Here is a 20,535-nt window from a genome sequence, read left to right as displayed (position 1 = left end):
CAACCTACCGCGCTGGCGGGCGAATGCCCCGGAACTCCCAGTCCCCGCCCAGCGCGGTCGAGCGCACTTCCTCGGACTCGGTCGGCTGCGCGCCCACATCGGCGCGTACCGGCTCCGGCCCGGTGACGATCCGGTTGCGCAGCACGCCGAGCCCCTCCACCTCGACCTCCACCACATCTCCCGGTTCGACCGGGCGGGAGTTGGCCGGGGTGCCGGTGAGCAGCACATCGCCGGGGATCAGGGTGATGGTGCGGGCGATGTCGGCGACCAGGTAGTGCATGTCCCACCGCATCTCGTCGGTGTTCCCCTCCTGCACCACCTCGTCGTTGACCAGGGTGCGGATCCGCTTGCCGTGGAAGTCCCAGTCCGGCACCACCCCCGGTCCGATCGGCGCCAGGGTGTCGGATCCCTTGACCCGCAACATGGATCCGGCGTCGGTGTCCCGGAAGTCGTGCAGCCCGTAGTCATTGGCCACGGTGTACCCGGCGATGTAGTGCCCGGCGTCGGCAGGCGCGATGTTGCGGCAGGTGCGGCCGATCACCACCGCGATCTCGCCTTCGTAGTTGAGGAATTTGCAGCCCGCCGGTCGCACCACATCGCCGCCGTGCGCGTTGAGCGCGGACACCGGTTTGTGGAAATACGTTGGCGCGTCAGGCAATCGGGTGCCGAACTCCTCGACCCGGCTGCGGTAGTTGAGGTGCACCGCGACGATTTTGCTCGGCTGTACCGGGGCCAGGTGCGCGGCCTCGGTGACGCTGATCGCGCGGCCGTCCCTGGACACCAGGCGGTCACCGATCCGGTGCACCTCGGTGACCACGCCGTCGAGCAGGATGCGGCGGTACTCCACGGTGCTCACCCTTCCGCTCCGTCGCCGGTCCAGCCGCCGGCCGGCCGGTCGAACCAGATGTGCGCCTGTCCGGTGCCGATGGCGTTCTCGTAGGCGGAGAACAGCCTGCCGGGCGCGGTCCACCGGTGCTCGCCGAGTGCCCCGGCCAGCATCAGATAGTGCGCGAAACCCGCCTCCGGCTTGAACTTGCGGAACTCGGCCATGGTGTCCAGCACCCGGGCGTGATCACCCGCGCCGAACCAGTCGATGCGCTCCAGATCGGCCTTGGCCGCCTCGGGGGTGAAGATGTGCTCGACCCCGGAGGCTTCATGATCGCGGAGTTGCCGCAGTGGCCAGAACCGGTGCGAGAGCGCGCCGGAGGCCAGTAGCAGCACCTTGCGGTCGGTGGCCGCGATGCCGTCGGCCAGCGCCCGGCCCAGCCGCAGGTTGTCCTCCTCCTCCGCGGTCTGGCAAACCCCGATGGAGATCCAGCGTTTCCCTGGCGCGCCAAGGTAATGCCACAGGTTGACGGTGGCGTAGTAGATCGGCAGGTAGTGGTCGGCGATCGGGGTGATCCAGGTGCCCCTGGACTCGCCGTGCGCCGCGATCGCCTGCGCCAGCTCGGGATCGCCGGGAAAGTCGTAGGGGATCCGGCACATGCCGCGGGGCAGTTCCTCGGAGGTGAACAGCCCGGCGCGGTGGTCCTGCGCGGTGACCACGAACTCCACCGTGGTCGCCCAGTGCGAGTCCAGCACCACCACGGTGTCGTAGTCGAGCACGTCGAAGACCTCGGCGCGCAGCCGGTGCAACCCGGCGACCAGCGTGGTGTCCTTGCCGTTGTTCAACTCCCGCCGGATGCTCTCCGCCAGCATGATCGTCGGCACGTGCGAGAGCAGGCCCGCGCCCACCACCTCACCCACTACTTCCCCCAGCCACTCGGTGCGAACACGGTGTTCTTGACATCGCAGAAGAAGTCGAAGCTCCAGTCGCCGCCCTCGCGCCCGATCCCGGACTCGCGGCTGCCACCGAAGGGCGCGCGCAGATCACGCACGAAAAAGCAGTTCACCCACACCGTCCCGGCGACCAGGTCGTGGGTGAGGCGTTCGGCGCGTTCCGGATCACCGGTGACCACGGCCGCGGCCAGGCCGAAGCGGGTGTTGTTGGCCAGCGCCACCGCCTCCGCCTCGGTCCGGAACCGTTGCAGCGTCAGGACGGGACCGAACACCTCCTCGGTGAGGATCTCGCTGCCGGGCGCCGCGCCGGTGAGCAGGGTGGGCCGGTAGTAGAGGCCGCCGAGGTCGGTGTTGGGGCCGCCGCCGAGCAACGCGGTCGCGCCCTCGGCCAGTGCGCGCTGGACGAAGCCGTCGATCCGGTCGAACTGCCGCTGGTGGATCTGCGGGCCGAGATCGGTCTCCGGCAACCGCGGATCGCCCTGCTTGAGCTGACCGGCCTTGGCCAGGAACCGGTGCAGGAACTCGTCGTGGATCTCCTCGGCGACCAGCAGCCGGACCGCGGACAGGCACACCTGACCGGCGTTGTCGTACTGGCCGACCGCGAGGTCCACGGCCAGGTCCAGGTCGGCGTCGGCGAAGACCAGCAGCGGCGATTTCCCGCCCAGCTCCAGCGACACCGGGGTCAGCGTGGCGGCCGCGTTGGCCGCGATGTCGCGCGCGGTGGGCACCGAGCCGGTGAAGCTGATCCGCCGCACGCCAGGGTGCCGGGTCAGCGCGTCACCGGCCTCCGCGCCCAGGCCCTGCACCACGTTGAACACGCCCGCGGGCAGTCCGGCCGCGGCGGTGATGTCGGCCAGCAGTGAGGCGGTGACCGGGGACCATTCGGCGGGCTTGTGCACCACGGTGTTCCCGGCGGCCAGCGCGGGCGCGATCTTCCAGGTGGCCAGCATCAGCGGCGCGTTCCACGGGGTGATCAGCGCGCACACCCCGGCCGGGTCCCAGCTGATCCGGTTGCGGTGGCCGCGGGTGTCCAGATCGTCCCGGTGCAGGCCGTCGGTGAGCCAGTCGGCGAAAAAGCGGAAGTTGTGCGCGGCCCGGGGGATCACCCCGCGCAGGTGCGAGCGCAGCAGTGCGCCGTTGTCCAGGGTCTCGGCCGCGGCCAGTTCATCGAGGCGGGCCTCGATGCCGTCGGCGATGGCGTGCAGCAGCCGGGCGCGCTCGGCCCTCGGCGTCCTCGCCCAGCCGGGGAAGGCCTGCTGGGCGGCCTGGACCGCCGCGTCGACCTGCGCGGCCCCGCCCCGGTCGAACTCGCCGATCAGCGTGCCGTCGATGGGGGAGCGGTCGGTGAAGGTCGCCGCGGAGCGTTGCCTGCGGCCGCCGATCCAGTGTCCCGGGTCCACCGCGAGCCCGGTCTGCTGTGGCATTTCGCTGCCTCCCGGAATATCGTTTGGATCCAAACGATACGGAGTGTGGCCGGGCCGGTCAAGAGTGGGAGGACGCGGTGCTGACACGGGATCGGTGGATCGAACGGGCCAGCGGGGTGCGGCATCCGGCGGGGGTGTTCCTCGGCGGGGAGTTCGTCCAGGCGGAGGAGTCGTTGCCGGTGTTCTCGCCGCGGGCGAACGGGTTGGTGGCCGAGGTCGGCGCGGCCGGAGCGTCCCAAGTGGACAGAGCAGTGCTGGCGGCACGCGCGGCCTTCGAGCGCTGGTCCCGATCGGGGCCCAAGGTGCGCGCAGCCTACCTGTTCCGCCTGGCGGAACTCATCGAACGGGACGCCGAGCCACTGGCCCTGCTGATCTCCCTGGAGATGGGCAAGCCGATCCGGGAGGCCCTGGACATCGAGATCCCGGCGGTGGCCCGGACTTTCCGCTGGTACGCCGAACTCGCGGGCAAGGAACCGGGCGAGGTCGCCGACACGGATCCGAGTGCGCTGGCCCTGGTCACCCGCCGTCCGGCCGGGGTGGTGGCCGCGGTGACCCCGTGGAACTTCCCACTCACCATGGCCGCCTGGAAACTCGCCCCCGCCCTGGCCGCCGGCAACACGGTGCTGCTCAAACCCGCCGAACAGTCCCCGCTCTCCGCCCTGCGCCTGGCCTCCCTGATCGCCGAGGCCGGTTTCCCGGACGGCGTGGTCAGCATCCTCAACGGCCCCGGCCCGGTCACCGGCGCCGCCCTGGGCCGCCACCCCCGCGTCGACGTGCTCACCTTCACCGGCTCCACCGCCGTCGGCCGGGAATTCCTGCGCTACGCCGCCGACTCCAACCTCAAACGGGTCTGGCTGGAACTCGGTGGCAAATCCCCGAACCTGATCTTCGCCGACGCCCCCGACCTGGCCGCCGCCGCGGACACCGCCGCCTGGGCGATCTTCTTCAACGCCGGCCAGATGTGCACCGCGGGCTCCCGCCTGCTGCTGCACCGCCCCATCGCCGAGGAAGTCCTGACCCGCATCGCCGAACGCGCCACCGACTACACCCCGGGCGACCCCCTGGACCCGGCGACCCGGATGGGCCCACTGGTCAGTGCGAAACAGCGGGACGCGGTCCTGGCCCACGTCGACCAGGCCGTCGCCGAGGGCGCGGAACTCGCCCTGGGCGGCACCCCGGACGGCCTGCACTTCCCGCCGACCGTGCTCACCGGTCTCCGCCCGGACCAGCGGATCGTGCGCGAGGAGGTCTTCGGCCCGGTGCTGTCCGTGCTCACCTTCGACACCGAGGACCAGGCCGTCGAACTGGCCAACGACACCGGCTACGGCCTGGCCGCCGCGGTCTGGACGGCCGATCTCGGAGTGGCGCACCGGGTGTCCCGGCGGCTGCGCGCGGGCACGGTATGGGTGAACTGTTATGAGGAAGGGGACGAAAGTGTGCCGTTCGGTGGGATAGGACTTTCCGGGCACGGCCGCGACAAATCCCGCCACGCCCTGGACAAGTTCACCGACCTGACCACCACCTGGATCTCTCTGCCATGAACCGACCGCGCGTGATCATCCCCGCTCGCTTCGCCGCGAGAGCCTCGGCGCTGCGCTACGCCGCCCTGGTCACCGCTCGCGCGCTGTCCGCCGCGGTGCTCCGGGCGGGCGCGGAACCCCTTGCCGTGCACCCGGATTCGCCGGATGACCTGGAGCAGCGGTTCGGTTTCGCCGACGGTGTGCTGCTGCCCGGCGGCGGTGATCTGGACCCGGGTTGCTACGGCCAGCGGGTGGTCAGCGACACCGTGTACGACGTGGACGCCGAACAGGACCTGTTCGACCTCGCCTTGGCCGAGTGGGCGCTGGCCAGCGGACGCCCGCTGTTCGCGGTCTGCCGCGGCCTGCACGTGGTCAACGTGGCCCTGGGCGGCACCCTGGAACAGGACATGGGACCCGGCGCGCACCGCAACCTGGTGCACGGCATCACCACCTGCGAGGGCCCGATGACGGTGTCCTGCTTTCACCACCAGCGCATCGCCACCCTGGGCCGCGGACTCTCACCGATCGCCTTCGCCAAGGACCGCACCATCGAGGCGGTGCGCGCGGTGTCGGCACGCGGCTGGTTCCTTGGTGTGCAATGGCATCCGGAGGACACCGCGCACACCGACCCGGCCCAGCAACGGCTCTTCGCCGAGTTCGCCGCGGCCTGTCAGACCCGCTCGGCCAGCACGCTGCCGCCGTCCCAGGTCGCGCCGAGCTGGTTGTAGTAGGCGCCGATCGGCTCCTCCACGGTCAGGTCGGCCAGTTCCTCGGTCGGGGCCTCGAACAACCGCAACTCCGCGGTGCCCCGCCAGGGCTGCCCGGCCTCGCCCGAGGCGGCCCCGGAGGCGACCAGCTGAGCCAGCGCGTCCGGCGTGCCGCGTTCGATCCCGGGCAGCCAGCGGTGGTGCGCCATCGGGTGGCCGTTGACAAAACCGTTGCGCTGCGCCGGTTCCACCAGTTCCACCACGGCCTCGGCCAGTCGCCGGTCCGCCGCGGCCAGCGTCGCGCCGAAGCGGGCCCCGGCCTCGATCCGCGGCGCCGGACCGTGCGGGTGCGGGCGGGTCTGGTGGATGCTGCCCAGCTTCTTCGGATAGCCCTGGTGCAGGCCGCGGGCGATGGCGAAGTCCTTGTCCACCCAGATGTAGACGCACCGCGAGTAGATCCGGCCGCCGAACTCGCAGCGCACCACCACGAAGCATTCCTTGTACTGACTGCGCACCGGGTCCAGCAGCTCGGCCCGACCGTCCGAACAGGACTGCCAGTCCGCCCAGATCACCGCCACCGCACCGGGATCCACCGGCGCTGGGTTCAGCGGCGGCGGGAGCAGGGCGGCGACCTTGGCCGGATCGGTGCGGTACTCCACGGTGAGCAGATCGCCGGAGTAGTGCCACGGCGGCGGCGGCACCAGCGCGGCCCGGCCGCTCGGCGTCCGCGGGTAGAGGAATCCCTGCATACCCCCGTTATATCGTTTGGACCCAAACGACACAACGGGGGTAAATGCGCGGACGCGGTGTCAGGGATGGGCGAGAATGCGACCATGACCACGGTGTCGATCACCAGCGGCGCTCTGCGCGGCGTCCTGAGCAGCGGCGTCCGCGCCTATCTCGGCATCCCGTACGCCGCCCCGCCGCTCGGCGAGCTGCGCTTCGCCGCGCCCGCGCCGGTGCTGCCGTGGACCGGTGTCCGGGACGCCACCGCCCCCGGCCTGGCCGCGGTGCAGGACCCGGCGCCGAGCAGGCTGGTGCCCAAGGCAGTGCCCGGCTTCGGCGAGGACTGCCTCACCGTCAACGTCTGGGCCCCGGAGCACGCCGAGGGCTTGCCGGTGCTGGTCTGGCTGCACGGCGGCCTGTTCCAGCTCGGCTCGGCCTCGGCCGCCTGCTACTCCGGCGAGCACCTGGCCCGCCGCGGCGTCGTCGTGGTCGGCGTGAACTACCGCCTCGGCGCGCTCGGTTACCTGCGCACGCCCAAAGGAGAGGGCAACTTCGGTCTCCAGGACCAGCTGGCCGCGCTGGAGTGGGTCCGGGCCAACATCGACGCCTTCGGCGGCGACCCGGACCAGGTCACCGTCGCAGGGCAGTCCGCGGGCGCCTACTCGATCCTCGCCCTGGCCACCCTGCCCCGGGCGAGGAGTCTGTTCCGGCGGGCGATCCTGCAGAGCACCCCGTTCGACGTGGACACCGGCCACGAGGACCGCGCCATCCTCACCGCCGGGTTGTTCCGCACCGCGGCGGGCATCCCGGACGGCGACCTGGCCGCGCTGCGCGCGCTCACCACCGACCAGGTCCTGGCCGCGCAACTCGCCGCCGCGCGGGAGTGGCGCACGATCGCACCCGGCAGCCCGACGTTCATCCCCCACGTCGACGGCCGGGTGCTGACCACGGCGCCGGGCGCGGCGGCCATCGCGGGCGGCCTGGACCACCTGGACCTGATGATCGGCTGCACCGCGGGCGAACGGGTCGAGGGCCTGCCGCCGCACATCCCGCCGGATGCCTTCGCCGCGCACTTCGTCACGGGCAGCCTCCGTCTGGCGGAGCATCGCGCCGAGGTCGGCAGGCCGGTCCCGTTCTTCTGGTGGCGCTGGCCGGAGGACAACGGCGTGTACCACTGCGCCGAGCTGCCGTATGTCTTCGGCACCCTGGCCGAGTTCGCCGGTTCGCCGCTGCTCGCGGGCACCCCGGACCAGCAGGCCCGCCTGGTCGAGGCGGCGCAGACCGCGTGGACCGGCTTCGTCCGCACCGGCGATCCCGGCTGGCCCGGCTACACCCTGGCCGACCGCCAGGCCATGGCCTTCGACCTGCCCGCCGAACTCGTGACCCTGCCCGCAGTGGCGGAGTCGTGACAAATTCACGACTGGTGCGAGCGTAACTCCACTGTTGCCGAAGTCGGGCTGTGGTCATGCTCAGTGGTGTGGCCAGGGGATCAACAGCGTCAAAAGCAGGAAATTTCCGTCGATGGTTGCCAAGGTTGTCTCTTGTCGCGGCCTTGATGGCGTTGAGTGGAGTGGTGACCTATTCGGAGGCGTCGGCGGGCGTCACTGTCAGCATCACTCCGCCGCCGGCCATCCCGCCCCCGGTATGCAAACCCGAGTCTCAGTTCGCCGGTCCGTTTCAGTGGGCCTACCGCACAACAACCGTCTGGCAGAAGAAGGGGAAAGCTCCTCGCCGGACGCACAAGTTCTGGATCTCCTACAGCAGCAACCTGAATCCGCTCGCCCTCTCTCGCGAGGTGACCTGCGCGGCCTGAACGGGTGTGGCCGGAGCGACCGGCCACACCCGCGTTCAGCGCTCAGCCCAGGCGATAGGCCCGGACAATCGTGTGCTCGATCGACTCACCGGCCTGGTCGACGGCCTTGGCCCGCAGTGAGACGAACCCATTTCCGTGTGGGTGCCGGACCCGGACGATGGCGTTCCCGTCATGTCCGACGATCTTCTCGGCGGTCGTCCAGGTGACCCCGTCGTCATAGGAGACCTCCGTCGTCAACTGGCGGATGGTCCGGGCCGGGGCGCCCAGTTGCTGTTCCACCCGCACCGGAATGAGGAAGTCCCGGTCCGCGGGCGCCCGGTTGTGCTCGTCCAGTCTCGGCGCGAATTTGATCAGGTGCAGCGGCAGTTTCGCCGGTTCGGTTCCCGGCACGTGTTCGGAACGGAATGTCCACGTGCTCAGCACCTTGGTGGAGAATCCGGTCATGCCCGTGCCGATGTGCTCGCTCTGCAGCCGGTAGTTCCCGGCCGAGGGCGGAACCCGCATCCGGAAGTTCCCGATCGAATGCCCCTCGCCGATCTCCTTGCCGTCCCGGAACAGGGTGGCGCGCTGGTGCGGCCCCGCGTAGTAGCCGTTGTGCCCGTCCTGATCGCTGTGCGGGTCAATACTGATCGTGAGGTTGTCGCCCTGCCGGGTCGCTCCCGCATACCAACGGTAGGAGGGCGAGAACGGCGCGCCATTCCAGGTCGTGACGTAGTTCTGGGCCCGATGGCGGGTGATCCCGGTCTGCAGGCTGTGCAGCGGATAGCCGGTCGGATCCGCGGCCCGGACCACATCGACGTAGTCGAGCGTCTCGAACTCCGCGTTGCGGTACTCGATCCGCTTGTGCGGCAATGGCAGGGTCAGCTTCAGGCCCAGGGTGTGCCTGCCGTTGGGCAGCACCTCCCACAGCAGTGCCCTGGCCGCCTGGCCGTCGCCGGTGGCCCGGTAGTTGGCCTCGAACCTGGCCAGCCCGGCGTGGTCGACCTTCCGGGTGAAACCGGTGGGCATGCGGCCGTTTTCCTGCCAGGACAGCGAATAGAAGTACGGAGCCCGCTCACCGCGCCCCGGCGTTTCCGGCTCCGCCCACTGGCCGTGCACGTTCATGGAGAACTCCGTCGCCGCGGCGGGCGGCCCGACGTGCCCGGTGTGCACACCGTCGAAGGTCGGCCCGACCCAGGCGTTCCACCACGGCCACTGCTGGGTTGCGCGGGCAGTGGCGATCTCGGCGTGCAGCAGCTTCGCGTTATCGGGCGGCACGGTCACCCGCACCGGTTTGCTGATGGCCGCGTCCAGGACCACCGTGGTGTCGCCGGTGAGATCGACGGTGGGCTGGGTGAGCAACGCGATGTCCCGGGCGGCCGGTGTTCGCGCCGGGCTCTCGATCATGGTCTCGACCAGGTACCGCCCCTGGGGCAACCTGACCTTCACGACCCCGTCCGCGCTGGTCGGCGAGCGATAGTCGTTGTGGGACAGGAACACCACGTGGGTCGAGTGCTTGGCGGTGTTCGCGCCGGCGCGGTCCCGGTGCACGATCGTGAGGTCGTAGCTGGGGACCTCCTGCTCGATCACGAACGGCGTCTGCACGGTCAGCGCACCGGCCTTGGCCACGAGCCGGCCGGTGTACTGGCCGTCCGGGCCGCCCTTCCTGGTGTCCGCGGTGATCGTCACCGGCGCTGACCCGCCGGCCGGCACCGTCACGGTCGCGGGCGAGACGGTGAACATGCCCGTCGGCGGCTGGACCCCACCCGGGCCGCGGACCTCGAACCCGGGAGTCAGCGTCACCGGCGTGGACCCGGCGTTGTGATAGGTCACGGCGCGCACCACGGGCTCGTCGTCGTGATGCGGGAACCGCTGGGTACCCAGGTTCAGCGCGGTCGGGGCGGAGGTGACCGAGGTGGTCACCGCGGCCGCCACGTCGACCCGCCCTGCGCCCTGCTCGAACACGGTCCGCTCCGGGTGCGGCCTGGCCGAGGCCATCAGCACCGACTTGATCCGGTCCGCGCGCCAGTCCGGGTGCTGACCGGCCAGGATCGCGGCCGCACCGGCCACGTGCGGAGTGGCCATCGAGGTGCCGGACATGGCGACGTGGCGCTCCTCCGGCTTGCCCTCACTGTGCTGGGACCGCGCCGCGACGATGTCCACGCCAGGAGCGGTGAGGTCGGGCTTGATCGCCCCGTCACCGGCCCGGGGTCCGATGCAGGAGAAGTCGGCCACCTGATCGGCGCGATCCACCGCGCCCACCGCGAGCGCGGCGTCGGCACTGGCCGGGGAGTTCACCGTGCAGCGGCCGTCGGCGTTGCCCGCGGCGGCCACGAACAACGTGCCGTGCCGCTCGGTGAGGGTGTTGACGGCCTGCTCCACCGGGTCCAGCCCCGGTGCGTCATCCCCACCAACACTGAAGTTGACCACCTTGGCCGCCTTTTCGGCCGCGGCCCACTCCATCCCGCGCAGGATCCCGTCCTCCGCGCACCCGTCCCGATCGCAGATCTTGCCGTCGAGCAGCGTGGCCTCCGGCGCGACACCCCGGTACTTCTCGCCACGCCCGGCCAGGATCGAGGCCACGTGCGTCCCGTGCCCGACGAAGTCCTTGGCCTCCTCAGCGGTGAAGTTCTTCGCCGCGGCCACCCGCCCGGCGAGGTCGGGATGGCCGGTGTCGATCCCGGTGTCCAGCACCGCGACCGTGACACCTTTGCCGGTGTGCCCGCCCTGCCAGGCAGCCGGCGCGCCGATCTGCGCGGTGCTCTTGTCCAGCAGTGGTGTGCGCTTGCCGTTCAACCACACCTTGGCCACGCCGGCGCCTAGCCCGGTGCCCCCGGTCAGCGCGGCCCACAGCGTGCTCGCGTCCCGTTTGGCGACACCGACGCTCAGCCCGGTGACACTGGACAGTTCGCTGTGCACGGTGACCCCGGCGACCCCAGGGAAGGTGCGTGCCCTGGCTCGTGGCCCGCTGCCCTGATAGCCGAGGATCAGCGGCAGGTCGGCGCGCTTGTCGTCGGTGTAGCCGAACCCGGCCAGCGCGGTCACGTCGAAGAGCCGCTGGTCGAGCTTGCCCTCGGCCAGCAGTGCTCGCGCGTCCGCCGGGATGACGTGGTGTCGTCCGTGCCGCCGCTGCACGCTGAAGGACATCTGTTCCCGGCCCGGCCCTCGGCGCACCTCGCGTGGTTCACCGTTGGGTTCGAGCAGCACCTGGTCCCCGGTCACCAGCGTCACCGATCGGCGCTCCGCCGACCGTTCCGCCAGCCGCTCGGCTGACAGTCCCGCTGCCGTTGCCGCCGGCAGTCCCGCAGCCGTTGTCGCCGACCTTTCCGCAGGCAGTCCCGCTGCCCCTGCCGCCAGCCGCCCCGCCGCCGCATCCGTCTGCAGCTCCGGTGGCCCTTCCGCTGGCTGGCCCGTTGGGTGCCCCGGTGCCCGTGCCACCGCCCGCTCTGCTGCCCGCCCCGTCGGGTGCTCCGGTGCCTGCCCGGCCAGCGCCGTGCCCGGCAATCCCGCGCTGACCAGCAGCGCGATGCCCGCGACCACTCCTGCCGACTGTCTGCGTTTCCGCATCGAGTCCCTCCCTGACGTCCACTGACCTTCAGCGGACGTACAGAACTACTCCAGCGTGGCCCGGAAAAGTTCGCGCCGGATCAACTGAACTTTTCGAGGGGTCAGGCGGGTAGTACGGGCAGCCGGAAGACGAGGAGCGAATGTGGCCATCCCAGCCTGGGAGCGGGACTACGCCGAGTACTTCAGCGCGCGTGCACCCTCACTCCGGCGGCTCGCATACGCGATGTGCGGCGACTGGCACCTGGCCGAGGATCTGGTGCAGGCCGCCTTCATCCGGCTGTACCGGTCCTGGCGCAAGATCCGCAAGGAGACCGTCGACGCCTACGCCCGCCGGGTGCTGATCAACGTCTTCCTCAGCGGAACCCGCACCAAGGGCAGGGAACACAGTGTCGCGGACGTGCCGGACCGGCCGACGCCACCAGCCCACGACAGCAACATCCGGCTCGACCTGGCCACCGCCCTGGCCGGCTTACCGCCCCAGCAACGGGCGATGGTGGTGTTGCGCTATCTGGAAGACCTGCCGATCGCCGAGGTCGCGGAATTGCTCAAGGTGGCCCAGGGCACGGTCAAGAGCCAGACGGCCCGCGGCGTCGCGGCCCTGCGCGCGGGTTTCGCCGAGTCGGCCCGCGCCGAGTCGGCCCTGGCCGCGGTGACGGAGGAGTGAAGGACGTGGAAGACCAGACCCTGCGCGAGGAGCTGCGCGCCTACGTGTTCACCGCCGAACCGCCACTGCGCCTGGACTTCCAGGAAACCCTGCGGGCCGCACGCCGGTCCCGGCGGCGCAGACTGATCGGCGCCGCGACCGCGACAGTGGCCGGGGTGGCCGCGATCGCGCTGGCCGCCGCGGTGCTGCCCGGGGTTCTTGGGGGCGGTAACGGGGTCACCCCCGCGAGCCGGTGCGGCACTCCCGGCAAGGACTGGGGCCCGCCCCAGCCACGCTGGGAGGAGCGCCTCAAGGAGAACTGGCTGATCCCAGCCGAGCCCACCCAACACGCCGAGAAGCGCCTCACCTGTGTGCTGGCCGAGGTGCTGCTCCCCAATCTGCCCGCGGGCGCGAAGCTCGCCCGCCCCAAACCAACCGATGCGCTGCGCGTCCCAGCAGAGGGTGCGGCAACCGATGTGTTCAGCTCCAACCAGACCTCCACGGTCTACTACCAGCTCCCGCTGGACGTGACCGATGCCAAGGGAACCGGCAGTGTGTCGGTGAACATCGGCCTGACCACCAAGAACTACACCGAACAACTGACCAAGAACTGCACGAACACCAGCACGATCCCCGTCCCATCCTGTGAGGTGCGCAAAGGCCCTCGGGGGGAGACCATCCTCGTGCGCACCGGCAGCGACAAGGGCCCCGGGGTGATCAGCTACGGCGTCGAGGTCTACCACCTCGGCACCAGGATCGTGCTGTACACCTCGAACACCGCTCACGAGCTGAAGCACGTCAGACCACCAACGGATGAGGACAAGGACCCCCCGGTGATCCCAGAACGGCCAGCCCCACCGATCACCCTGGACGACCTGATCGCCGCAGCCACCGCTCCGGAACTGACGCTGTTCCCTGCCCCGTGACCGGACGCCGCTGCCTGGCCGGGCGCGGCCACTGGCAACCCCAGCCACTGCGCGGGTTTTCCGCTGTGCCAGTTGGCCTTGCCTGCTAGGCCCGGCGTAGCCCAGCCCGGCGTCGCCCAACCCCGCCCAACCCAGACTGGCGTTGCCCAACCCAGACCGGCTCGGCCCGGCATCGCCCGACCCGGCCTAGCACCGCGGCTGGCTGTGACCAGCCGGATTCACAGGCATGCGATGGCGATCTGGGTAGCAACGTCGCCCATGCGGGTCAGTCGGTCATGCAGCGCGTCGGAGTACAGCCAGTCCCGGATACGGCTGCCGAGGTGTTCGGCCCAATGGCGTGCCAGGTGCTCGACCCCAGCCACCAGGGTGTTCAGATAGTTACGTCTTCATGTTCACTCCAATTCCGTTCTGCTCGATACCGTTCTGTCCGATCACCGGCCACCACGCCTCAACCCGAAGGCGCCAGGTCCCATCTAGCACCTGCCAGGTCGCGTCTGGCTTTTGCCGCCGGGCTCGGTCCTGGATGGCGTCCGAGACCGTGGGCAGGCAGCCGCCGGGCAGTTTTGGCAGGTCAGTTAGGCGATTCCGGGGCGGGTTGGGCACGTCGTCGGGTCGGCCATCCGCCAGCCGGCTCGTGCTGACGCACCACCAGCGGTGATCAACGCCAGAGCGCGACTGCCATCCTGCCCACGTCCGCTAGACCCCGCCTACCGCTCCGGCAGTGCACGCCTAGCGATCGCTAGAACTGTCCTGGCGCCTTCGGGCTGAGCGTCGACGGACGGCGTGGTGATGCGAAGAGGTGGCGAAGAATGACGATCCTGGTGGCTGGGGCGACTGGCACGGTGGGCCGACAGGTGGTGCGGCAGCTGCTGGCCGGGGGGCACCGGGTGCGGGCGCTGACTCGGAACCCGGAGCAGGCTGGGCTGCCCGCCGAGGTCGAGCTGGCCCGTGGCGATCTGAGCAACCCGGCGAGCGTGGAGCCCGCGCTGGAGGGTGTCACCGGTCTGCACATGATCACGGTGGCTGGGCACGGGACGGTGGAGACCGGGCACGAGCTGGTGGCGCTGGCGGCGCGGGCCGGTGTCCAGCGGGTCAGCGTGCTCGGTGGCTGGGAGGAGACCAGCGTCGAGCAGGCGCTCTCCGCCAGCGACCTGGGGTGGACCTGGCTGCGGCCGGTGGAGTTCATGGCCAATGCCACCGAGTGGGCCGAGGAGATCCGCACCGAGGGCCTGGTCCGGGTGTTCGGCAACGCGCCGAGCGCGGCCGTGCACGAGGCCGACATCGCCGCCGTGGCGGTGGCCGCCCTTACCCAGGACGGGCACGCTGGCCAGAGCTACCTGCTGACCGGGCCCGAGGCACTGACCGCGGCCGAGCGGATCGCCTTACTGTCCGCGGCGACCGGGCATGAGATCAAGGTCGTGCAGCAGACCGAGGAGGAGCTGCGGGCCGGGATGGCCGCGGCGGGCATGGACGCCGACTACATCGACTTCGCGGTCGAACTGGGTGCCAACCCGCCGGACATCGGCAAGCACCCGGTGCCCACCGTCGGCGAGGTCGTCGGGCGGCCCGCGCTGACCTTCGCCCAGTGGGCCACCGAGAACGCCGACCTGTTCCGGCCTGACAAGGGAAGTCAGTGACGATCTCCCCGTTCCGGATCGCCATCCCCGAGGTGGATCTGGTCGACCTGCGCGTCCGGCTGGCGGCCACCCGCTGGCCGGACGCGTTACCCGGCGTCGGCTGGAGCCGAGGAGTGCCGCCGGACTACCTGCGTGCGCTGGTCGAGTACTGGCGCACCACCTACGACTGGCGCGCGCAGGAGGCAGCGCTCAACGAGTTCCCGCAGTTCACCACGGAGATCGACGGGCAGACCGTGCATTTCCTGCACGTCACCTCCGCCGAGCCCGGGGCGACTCCGCTGATCCTCTTACACGGCTGGCCAGGCTCGTTCGTGGAGTTCCAGGACGTCATCGGTCCGCTGACCGATCCGGTCGCCCACGGCGGCGACCCGGCTGACGCCTTCCACCTGGTGATCCCGTCCCTGCCCGGCTTCGCCTTCTCCGCTCCGCTGGCCGAACCCGGCTGGAACAGCAAGCGGATGGCGGCCGCGATGGTCGAGCTGATGGCCCGGCTGGGCTATGCGCGATACGGGGTGCAGGGTGGCGACACGGGTTCCTGGGTCGGGCCGGACATCGGGCGGCTGGTCCCGGACCGAGTCGTCGGCGTGCACGTGAACGCCCTGATGTCCTTCCAGATCGGGGCCGAAGGCGAACTGGACGAGCTGACCGAGCCCGACGCGGACCGCTGGGCGAGGATGCAGATCTTCAACGACGGCTACCTCCAGATCCAGGCCCAGCGTCCGCAGACCCTGGCCTATGCCCTGCACGACTCACCGGTGGGGCAGCTGGCCTGGATCATGGAGAAGTTCAAGGAGCTGACCTTCCCGGAGAAAGGGCTGCCGGAGGAGTCGATCTCCCGGGACCGGATGCTGACCGACATCAGCCTCTACTGGCTGACCGGCACCGCGGGATCGGCGTCCCAGATCTACTACGAGAGCATCACCGCGGCCGCCTGGTCCGATGAGGACTCCGGGCACAGCACCACATCCAGTGCGGTGCCGACCGGGGTACTGGTGGGGCCCATGGATGTCACCGTCCGCCGGTTCGCCGAACGAGACCACAACATCGTCCGCTGGACCGAGTACGACCGTGGCGGTCACTTCTTCGCCATGGAAGCGCCGGAGCTGTTCAGCGCGGATGTGCGCGACTTCTTCCGCGGCCTGCTCCGGCCGTAAGCCGGGCGCAGTCCGGGCGTTCGGCACCAGTACGGGCGGACAGTCACAGCCGCCACTTCACCGGCGTCACCGGCCGATACCGGCAGGTGGCGCCGGTGAACACGGCCTCCCGGAGATGCCGGGCCAGCTCCGGATGCCGGGTGTCCAAGCGGCGCAGCGTGTCCCGGATGCGGTTGGTCACGGCCTTGCGTGCGCGTTCCGCCTCATCGCCCAGGCGGCGGGACCGTCCCAGCAGACCGGTGGCCGCGCGCAGCTCGTCGATCAACGCCTGTCGTTCCCGATCCAGCGCCATGGCCCGCCGATCGTCCACGGCATCCTCGATCTCCTCCTCCAACGCCACCAGCCGCCGCCGATAGGCCGCCTTGGCCGCGTCATCAAGCACGTCATCCCCGCCGAAACCGCGAGCAGCGGCCACCACCTCGCCACCCTCCGGCGCCAGCAACCGCACCGCGGACGCCTCCCCATCCGGTGCACTCAGCAGGAAGTGCAGATCCCGAAGCCCCTTGGTATCGGCGAGGTGGATGGTTCGGCCACCGAAGCTGAGCGTCCACACCCCGTCCTCGGGCCGGAACACGTTCTCCCCCAGCGGGGCAACGTTGGAAGGCTCAGCCGGCGTGCCGACAGGCTGTTCGCCCGGCGCGGCAAGGGTAGGGGCAGTGGGAGAGTTGTGGTCGGTGGTGGGGTTGCCGGTGCCCGGTGCAGCGGTGTGCCCGGCACCGGTTGGGTCTGGCATCGGGGACTGGTCAGCGCGGGGCGCGACTGGCGAAGCCGACGGTGCAGGGCCGCCTGCGTGCGGTGCGACGGGGTGACCACCCGGAGGTGTGGCGGGAGTGGCTGGGCTGCTGCCCGGAGACGGGGCTGCCGGTGTGGTTGGCTCGTTCTCGGCGGCGGGCGGCGGCGACACCTGAGCGGCGCCGGACGCCGCGGGCGGCCGATCGCGGTCGGCGGTCATCGCCCGCGTGGCCGTGATCGCCCGCGTGGCCGTGATCGCCCGCGTGGCCGTCGCCGCCTGTCCGGGCGGCACCGCCTGGCCCGGAAGCACTGCCTGCCCCGGAAGCACCGCCCGGCTGGGAAGTGCCGCTTGGCTGGGCAGCACTGCCTGGCCGGGCAGTGCTGCCCAGCTGGGAAGCGCTGCCTGCCCGGGAAGTGCCGCCTGGCCGGGCAGCACCGCCTGCCTTGGCAGCACCATCTCCATCCGCGCGGCCTCCTCCTCCGCGACCGCGAGCAGCGCCCGGCCCGTCTCGTCCTCGGCGTCCCTGGCCAGCAGGACCCGCGCGAGGTTGGCGCGGGCCTCCGCGACCCAGGGATGGGCGTTCAGGTGGGTGGCGGCTTCGATCACGGCGGTGTAGCCGGTGATGGCGGCCGGCCAGTTGCCCTCGGCAGCGTCCAGGGCGGCCAGCCAGCCGCGGACGGGGCCTTCGACCACCACGGTGCCGGTGAGTGCCCACTGGTCGGCGTAGGGGAGCAGGTCGGCGCGGATGGCGGCGATCTGGGCCGGGTTGGCGGACAGGATGGCGATTTGTGTGCGTAGGCGGAGCCAGAGGGCCTTGAACCAGCGGGACGGGGTGCCTTCCTCGGCCAGCAGGCGGGTGGCGGTGTCCAGGTCGCCGTGGTGGGTGGCGAGCACCGCGTCCAGCAGCGGCAGGAAGTGGGGGTCGCGGTGGGACAGGATGCGGAGCAGTTCCTCGGGGCGGCCCTGGCGCAGCGCGATGGCGGTGCGTTGCAGGGTCCAGAGGTCGTGGGCGTTGAAGTAGGGCTGGTCGCCGGTGTCCCTGGCCCGGTCGGCCTGGCTGCGGGCGGCGGCGAACTCGCCGCGCAGGGTGGCCAGCAGGGCGCCGCTGACTTCGGCTTCGTGGCGGTGGACCGGGAGGTTGGTGCGGGCGGCCATGACCTGGACTGCCTGGTGGGCGTCCTGGTGGGCGGGATCGCCCAGTTCCAGCAGGGTGCTGGCGCGCCAGGCGGTGGCCTCGAAGGTCAGGTTGCCGTCCTGGGTGCGGTGGGCCAGGTCCAGGAGTTCGACGGTCAGGTCGGCGCGGGCCTGGACGGTGTCCATGGCCCAGAGCGAGCCCAGGCGGGCCAGCAGCGCGAAGCGCAGCGAGCTGTCATCGCCGACCTGGCGGGCCAGGTTGGCGGCGTGGCGGCTGAGGTCGTTGCCGGTTTGCTCGTGATCGGCCGCGGCGTCCGGGACCAGCCGGTTGTGCACAGCCCGGATGAAGACCAGGTGCTCGGGGTCGGCGCGGTCCTGGCGGCTCAGCCAGAACAGGGTCAGGGCGGTGCGGGCCAGGAGTTCGGGGTCGTTCAGGTCGCGGGCGGTGGCCATGGCGGCGGTGAAGGCGGCACGGGCGGTGGCCCGGTCGCCCGCGAGGTGCGCGGACTCGCCGAGATGCAGCTGGATGCGGGCCCGGGAGAGCTGGCCGAGGGGCTGGGGCGACCGTGCGTGGCCGGTGTGGGACAGGGCGTTGCGGTAGTGGCGGGCGGCTTCGTCGAAGGCGAAGCGGGCGGTGGCTTCTTCGGCGGCGGCGAGTTGGTGGCGCAGGACTTCCGCCGTGGGTAGGGCGGCGGCGCCGTGGTGGGCGTGGTGGGCCAGTTCGGCGGGGAGCAGCAGCGCCGCCAGGGCTGGGTTGGTGGCGGCGTTGACCACTGCGGCATGGCGGGTGGCGGGAGTGGACAGTCCATTTCGGACTGTGTCGCGGAGCAGGTCGTGCTGGAAGCGGATGTGGTTGCCGTCGTGGCGGATCAGGCGGGCGGCCTGGGCCTGGTCGAGCAGGCGGGGTACGGGGGCGGTGGGGTGCAGGGCGGTCAGCAGGTCCCGGTGGGCGGTGTGGCCCAGGATCGCCACGGTGCCGAGCAGGTCCACGACCTGGTCCGGGAGGCGGGAAAGCCTGCGGTGCAGTAGGGCGCTGATGCCTGGGTCCAGGGTGTCCAGGGGGCTGCCGCCCTGCCAGAGGCGGGCGGTTTGTTCCACGAAGAAGGGGTTTCCCGCGGTGCGGTGGTGGATGTGGGTCACCAGGTCCGCGTCGGGGGTCACGCCGGTGGTGCGGAGGATGAGTTCGCCGACCGCCTTTTCGTCCAGGCCGCCGAGGGGGAGCTGGATTGCCTTGGCGGACAGGGCGGGCAGGGTGGCGGCCAGGGGATGCCCGGGGTCGTTGACCTCGCCGTCGCGGTAGGTGGCGACGATGACCAGGGTGCTGTGGCGGGTGTGCTGGACCACGAATTCGAGCAGGGTGATCGAGGCCGTGTCGGCCCAGTGCAGGTCTTCCAGGACCAGCAGCACCGGGCGGCGGGCGGCCAGGGTGGTCAGGAGTTCGGTGAGGGCGTCGGCCAGCGGGAATTCGGCTGGTTCGCGTTCGCCGAGCAGGGCTTCCAGGGTGGGGGCCGCGGCGGACCATTCGGCGGGGGTGGCGGCGGCGCGCAGGGCCCGGGTGATCTGCACCCAGGGCCAGCGGTCGGGCACGCCGGCATCGCCCCAGCAGGCGCCGGTGAGCACCAGGGCGTCGGTCTGCGCGGACACGGCGGTGACCAGGCTGGTCTTGCCGATCCCGGCCTCGCCGGTGACCAGCACGAAGCCACCTCGGCCCACGGCGGCACGCAGGGTGGCGATGGCCTCGGTGCGACCGAGTAGCTCTGGCACGAACACGCTTCGCAGTATTCCGGCGCGGGCCGACAAGCGCACTTGACCCCCTCGGCGGCGATGCGGGGGCGCTCGGGACGATCAGGTCTGCCTTCTCGGACGTTGTCAGCGGCGCGGGGACCTAGTTCACTCGGCCGGGCTGTCCTGGCGTCGTCCCATGGCTGGGCCTTCGCTGACCTGGAGGGGACGTGGTCGTGGGTAGGGCTGGAGGCGCGCGGTCGTTCGAGGGCAGGCACGTGGTGATCACCGGCGGGTCCAGCGGGATCGGACTGGCCACCGCCCGGCTGCTGGCCGCCAGGGGCGCGCGGTTGTCCTTGCTGGCCCGGACGCCGGAGCGGTTGGACGCGGCGGTCGCGGAGTTGCGGGAGCTGGGCGCGCGGGCACTGGCGGTGCCGGTCGATGTCCGCGATCAGGTGGCGGTGCAGGAGGCGATCAGGCTGGCGGGGGCCGAGTTCGGGCCGTGCGATGTCTTGATCACCTGTGCCGGGATTGCCCGGCCGGGGCACTTCGGCGAGCTGGCGGATCAGGTTTTCCGGGAGACCGTGGACGTGGACTACTTCGGCACGCTGTGGCCGATCCGGGCGGTGGCGCCGGAGATGGTGCGGCGGGGTTCGGGGTCGATCGTCGGGGTGTCCTCGATGCTGGGGATGATCGGGATTTTCGGGTACACCGCTTACGCCCCGGCCAAGTTCGCGGTGCGTGGCCTGCTGGAGACGCTGGGCACCGAGTTGCGGCCGCACGGGGTGCACGTGGGGTGCGTTTATCCGCCGGATGTGGACACGCCGCAGCTGGCGGATGAGAACCGGTTCAAGCCCGCGGAGACGCACGCGATCAGCGGCACGGTGCGCCCGATGACCGCCGAGGCGGTGGCCAGGGCGATGGTGCGCGGGATCGAGCGGCGGTCGGTCACGATCGTGCCGGATCGGCAGGCCGGGCTGCTGACCTACCTGGCCGCGGTGTGCCCGCCGCTGATCCGGTACCTGATCGATCGCAAGGTGCGCCGGGCTCGTCGGGGCTGACGGTGGCGCC

15 protein-coding genes are annotated in these 20,535 nt (G+C 71.1%); 9 read left to right on the top strand and 6 right to left on the bottom strand.

Annotated features, from left to right (window positions below):
- Positions 1 to 4: 4 nt before the first annotated feature.
- From ACTOWY_RS16815 to ACTOWY_RS16805, 3 genes are read right to left on the bottom strand one after another with little or no spacing between them, the layout of a single operon-like run.
- Positions 5 to 856, bottom strand: a complete 852-nt coding sequence (locus tag ACTOWY_RS16815) for a fumarylacetoacetate hydrolase family protein (protein WP_441310557.1) — start codon at positions 854 to 856, stop codon at positions 5 to 7.
- Entirely contained in the window at positions 853 to 1,746 is an 894-nt protein-coding gene (locus ACTOWY_RS16810) for a catechol 1,2-dioxygenase (protein ID WP_441310556.1), read from the bottom strand. Before ACTOWY_RS16810 ends, ACTOWY_RS16815 begins: the two co-directional genes overlap by 4 nt.
- Positions 1,746 to 3,203 (bottom strand): aldehyde dehydrogenase, encoded by a 1,458-nt coding sequence (locus ACTOWY_RS16805; protein ID WP_441310555.1) that lies wholly within the window; start codon positions 3,201 to 3,203, stop codon positions 1,746 to 1,748. The genes ACTOWY_RS16810 and ACTOWY_RS16805 overlap by 1 nt, the downstream gene beginning before the upstream one ends.
- Positions 3,204 to 3,280: 77 nt before the next feature.
- Here ACTOWY_RS16805 and ACTOWY_RS16800 point away from each other — a divergent pair, with 77 nt between their 5' ends.
- Both ACTOWY_RS16800 and ACTOWY_RS16795 read left to right on the top strand, forming a co-directional pair.
- A complete protein-coding gene (locus tag ACTOWY_RS16800) occupies positions 3,281 to 4,744 on the top strand; it encodes an aldehyde dehydrogenase family protein (protein WP_441310554.1) in 1,464 nt (487 codons plus the stop codon).
- A complete protein-coding gene (locus tag ACTOWY_RS16795; protein ID WP_441310553.1) occupies positions 4,741 to 5,451 on the top strand; it encodes a gamma-glutamyl-gamma-aminobutyrate hydrolase family protein in 711 nt (236 codons plus the stop codon). The genes ACTOWY_RS16800 and ACTOWY_RS16795 overlap by 4 nt, the downstream gene beginning before the upstream one ends.
- Here the strand turns inward: ACTOWY_RS16795 and ACTOWY_RS16790 are convergent.
- The gene (locus tag ACTOWY_RS16790) at positions 5,394 to 6,179 is read right to left on the bottom strand and encodes an acetoacetate decarboxylase family protein (protein WP_441310552.1); all 786 of its coding nucleotides are present in this window, start codon (positions 6,177 to 6,179) and stop codon (positions 5,394 to 5,396) included. The two genes, ACTOWY_RS16795 and ACTOWY_RS16790, sit on opposite strands and share 58 nt — an antisense overlap.
- A gap of 84 nt (positions 6,180 to 6,263) precedes the next feature.
- Between ACTOWY_RS16790 and ACTOWY_RS16785 the strand changes: the two genes are divergently transcribed.
- Together ACTOWY_RS16785 and ACTOWY_RS16780 are read left to right on the top strand one after the other, a co-directional pair.
- Positions 6,264 to 7,565 (top strand): carboxylesterase/lipase family protein, encoded by a 1,302-nt coding sequence (locus ACTOWY_RS16785; RefSeq protein WP_441310551.1) that lies wholly within the window; start codon positions 6,264 to 6,266, stop codon positions 7,563 to 7,565.
- Positions 7,566 to 7,729: 164 nt separating this feature from the next.
- Complete coding sequence (locus tag ACTOWY_RS16780) at positions 7,730 to 7,969, top strand: hypothetical protein (RefSeq protein ID WP_441310550.1); 240 nt, start codon at positions 7,730 to 7,732, stop codon at positions 7,967 to 7,969.
- A 42-nt stretch (positions 7,970 to 8,011) separates the two neighbouring features.
- On the opposite strand, the gene ACTOWY_RS16775 is transcribed toward ACTOWY_RS16780, so the two are convergent.
- Positions 8,012 to 11,179 carry a S8 family serine peptidase gene (locus ACTOWY_RS16775; protein WP_441310549.1) on the bottom strand — a complete coding sequence of 1,056 codons (3,168 nt, stop codon included), beginning with the start codon at positions 11,177 to 11,179 and terminating at the stop codon, positions 8,012 to 8,014.
- 478 nt (positions 11,180 to 11,657) lie between these two features.
- Between ACTOWY_RS16775 and ACTOWY_RS16770 the strand changes: the two genes are divergently transcribed.
- From ACTOWY_RS16770 to ACTOWY_RS16755, 4 genes are all read left to right on the top strand, one after another.
- Entirely contained in the window at positions 11,658 to 12,179 is a 522-nt protein-coding gene (locus ACTOWY_RS16770) for a SigE family RNA polymerase sigma factor (RefSeq protein WP_441310548.1), read from the top strand.
- 5 nt (positions 12,180 to 12,184) lie between these two features.
- A complete protein-coding gene (locus ACTOWY_RS16765) occupies positions 12,185 to 13,084 on the top strand; it encodes a hypothetical protein (protein ID WP_441310547.1) in 900 nt (299 codons plus the stop codon).
- Between the two features lie 809 nt (positions 13,085 to 13,893).
- Positions 13,894 to 14,721, top strand: coding sequence for an NAD(P)H-binding protein (locus ACTOWY_RS16760; RefSeq protein WP_441310546.1), 828 nt, complete (start codon positions 13,894 to 13,896; stop codon positions 14,719 to 14,721).
- Complete coding sequence (locus ACTOWY_RS16755; protein WP_441310545.1) at positions 14,718 to 15,875, top strand: epoxide hydrolase family protein; 1,158 nt, start codon at positions 14,718 to 14,720, stop codon at positions 15,873 to 15,875. The genes ACTOWY_RS16760 and ACTOWY_RS16755 overlap by 4 nt, the downstream gene beginning before the upstream one ends.
- A 43-nt stretch (positions 15,876 to 15,918) precedes the next feature.
- Here ACTOWY_RS16755 and ACTOWY_RS16750 read toward each other — a convergent pair whose 3' ends face one another.
- A complete protein-coding gene (locus ACTOWY_RS16750) occupies positions 15,919 to 19,512 on the bottom strand; it encodes an AAA family ATPase (protein WP_441310544.1) in 3,594 nt (1,197 codons plus the stop codon).
- A gap of 188 nt (positions 19,513 to 19,700) precedes the next feature.
- Between ACTOWY_RS16750 and ACTOWY_RS16745 the strand changes: the two genes are divergently transcribed.
- The gene (locus tag ACTOWY_RS16745) at positions 19,701 to 20,525 is read left to right on the top strand and encodes an SDR family oxidoreductase (protein ID WP_441310543.1); all 825 of its coding nucleotides are present in this window, start codon (positions 19,701 to 19,703) and stop codon (positions 20,523 to 20,525) included.
- Positions 20,526 to 20,535: the final 10 nt, after the last annotated feature.

The sequence above is a fragment of the Crossiella sp. CA198 genome, assembly GCF_052078295.1.
Taxonomy (GTDB): domain Bacteria; phylum Actinomycetota; class Actinomycetes; order Mycobacteriales; family Pseudonocardiaceae; genus Crossiella.
Note: the sequence above shows the minus strand (reverse complement) of the source record. Positions and strands in the feature narration are given on the sequence as shown.

Excerpts from the sequence above, each read along its gene's own strand:
- ACTOWY_RS16805 (WP_441310555.1), bottom strand. The coding sequence starts at position 3,203 with ATGCCACAGCAGACCGGGCTCGCGGTGGACCCGGGACACTGGATCGGC.
- ACTOWY_RS16795 (WP_441310553.1), top strand. The coding sequence starts at position 4,741 with ATGAACCGACCGCGCGTGATCATCCCCGCTCGCTTCGCCGCGAGAGCC.
- ACTOWY_RS16790 (WP_441310552.1), bottom strand. The coding sequence starts at position 6,179 with ATGCAGGGATTCCTCTACCCGCGGACGCCGAGCGGCCGGGCCGCGCTG.
- ACTOWY_RS16785 (WP_441310551.1), top strand. The coding sequence starts at position 6,264 with ATGACCACGGTGTCGATCACCAGCGGCGCTCTGCGCGGCGTCCTGAGC.
- ACTOWY_RS16760 (WP_441310546.1), top strand. The coding sequence starts at position 13,894 with ATGACGATCCTGGTGGCTGGGGCGACTGGCACGGTGGGCCGACAGGTG.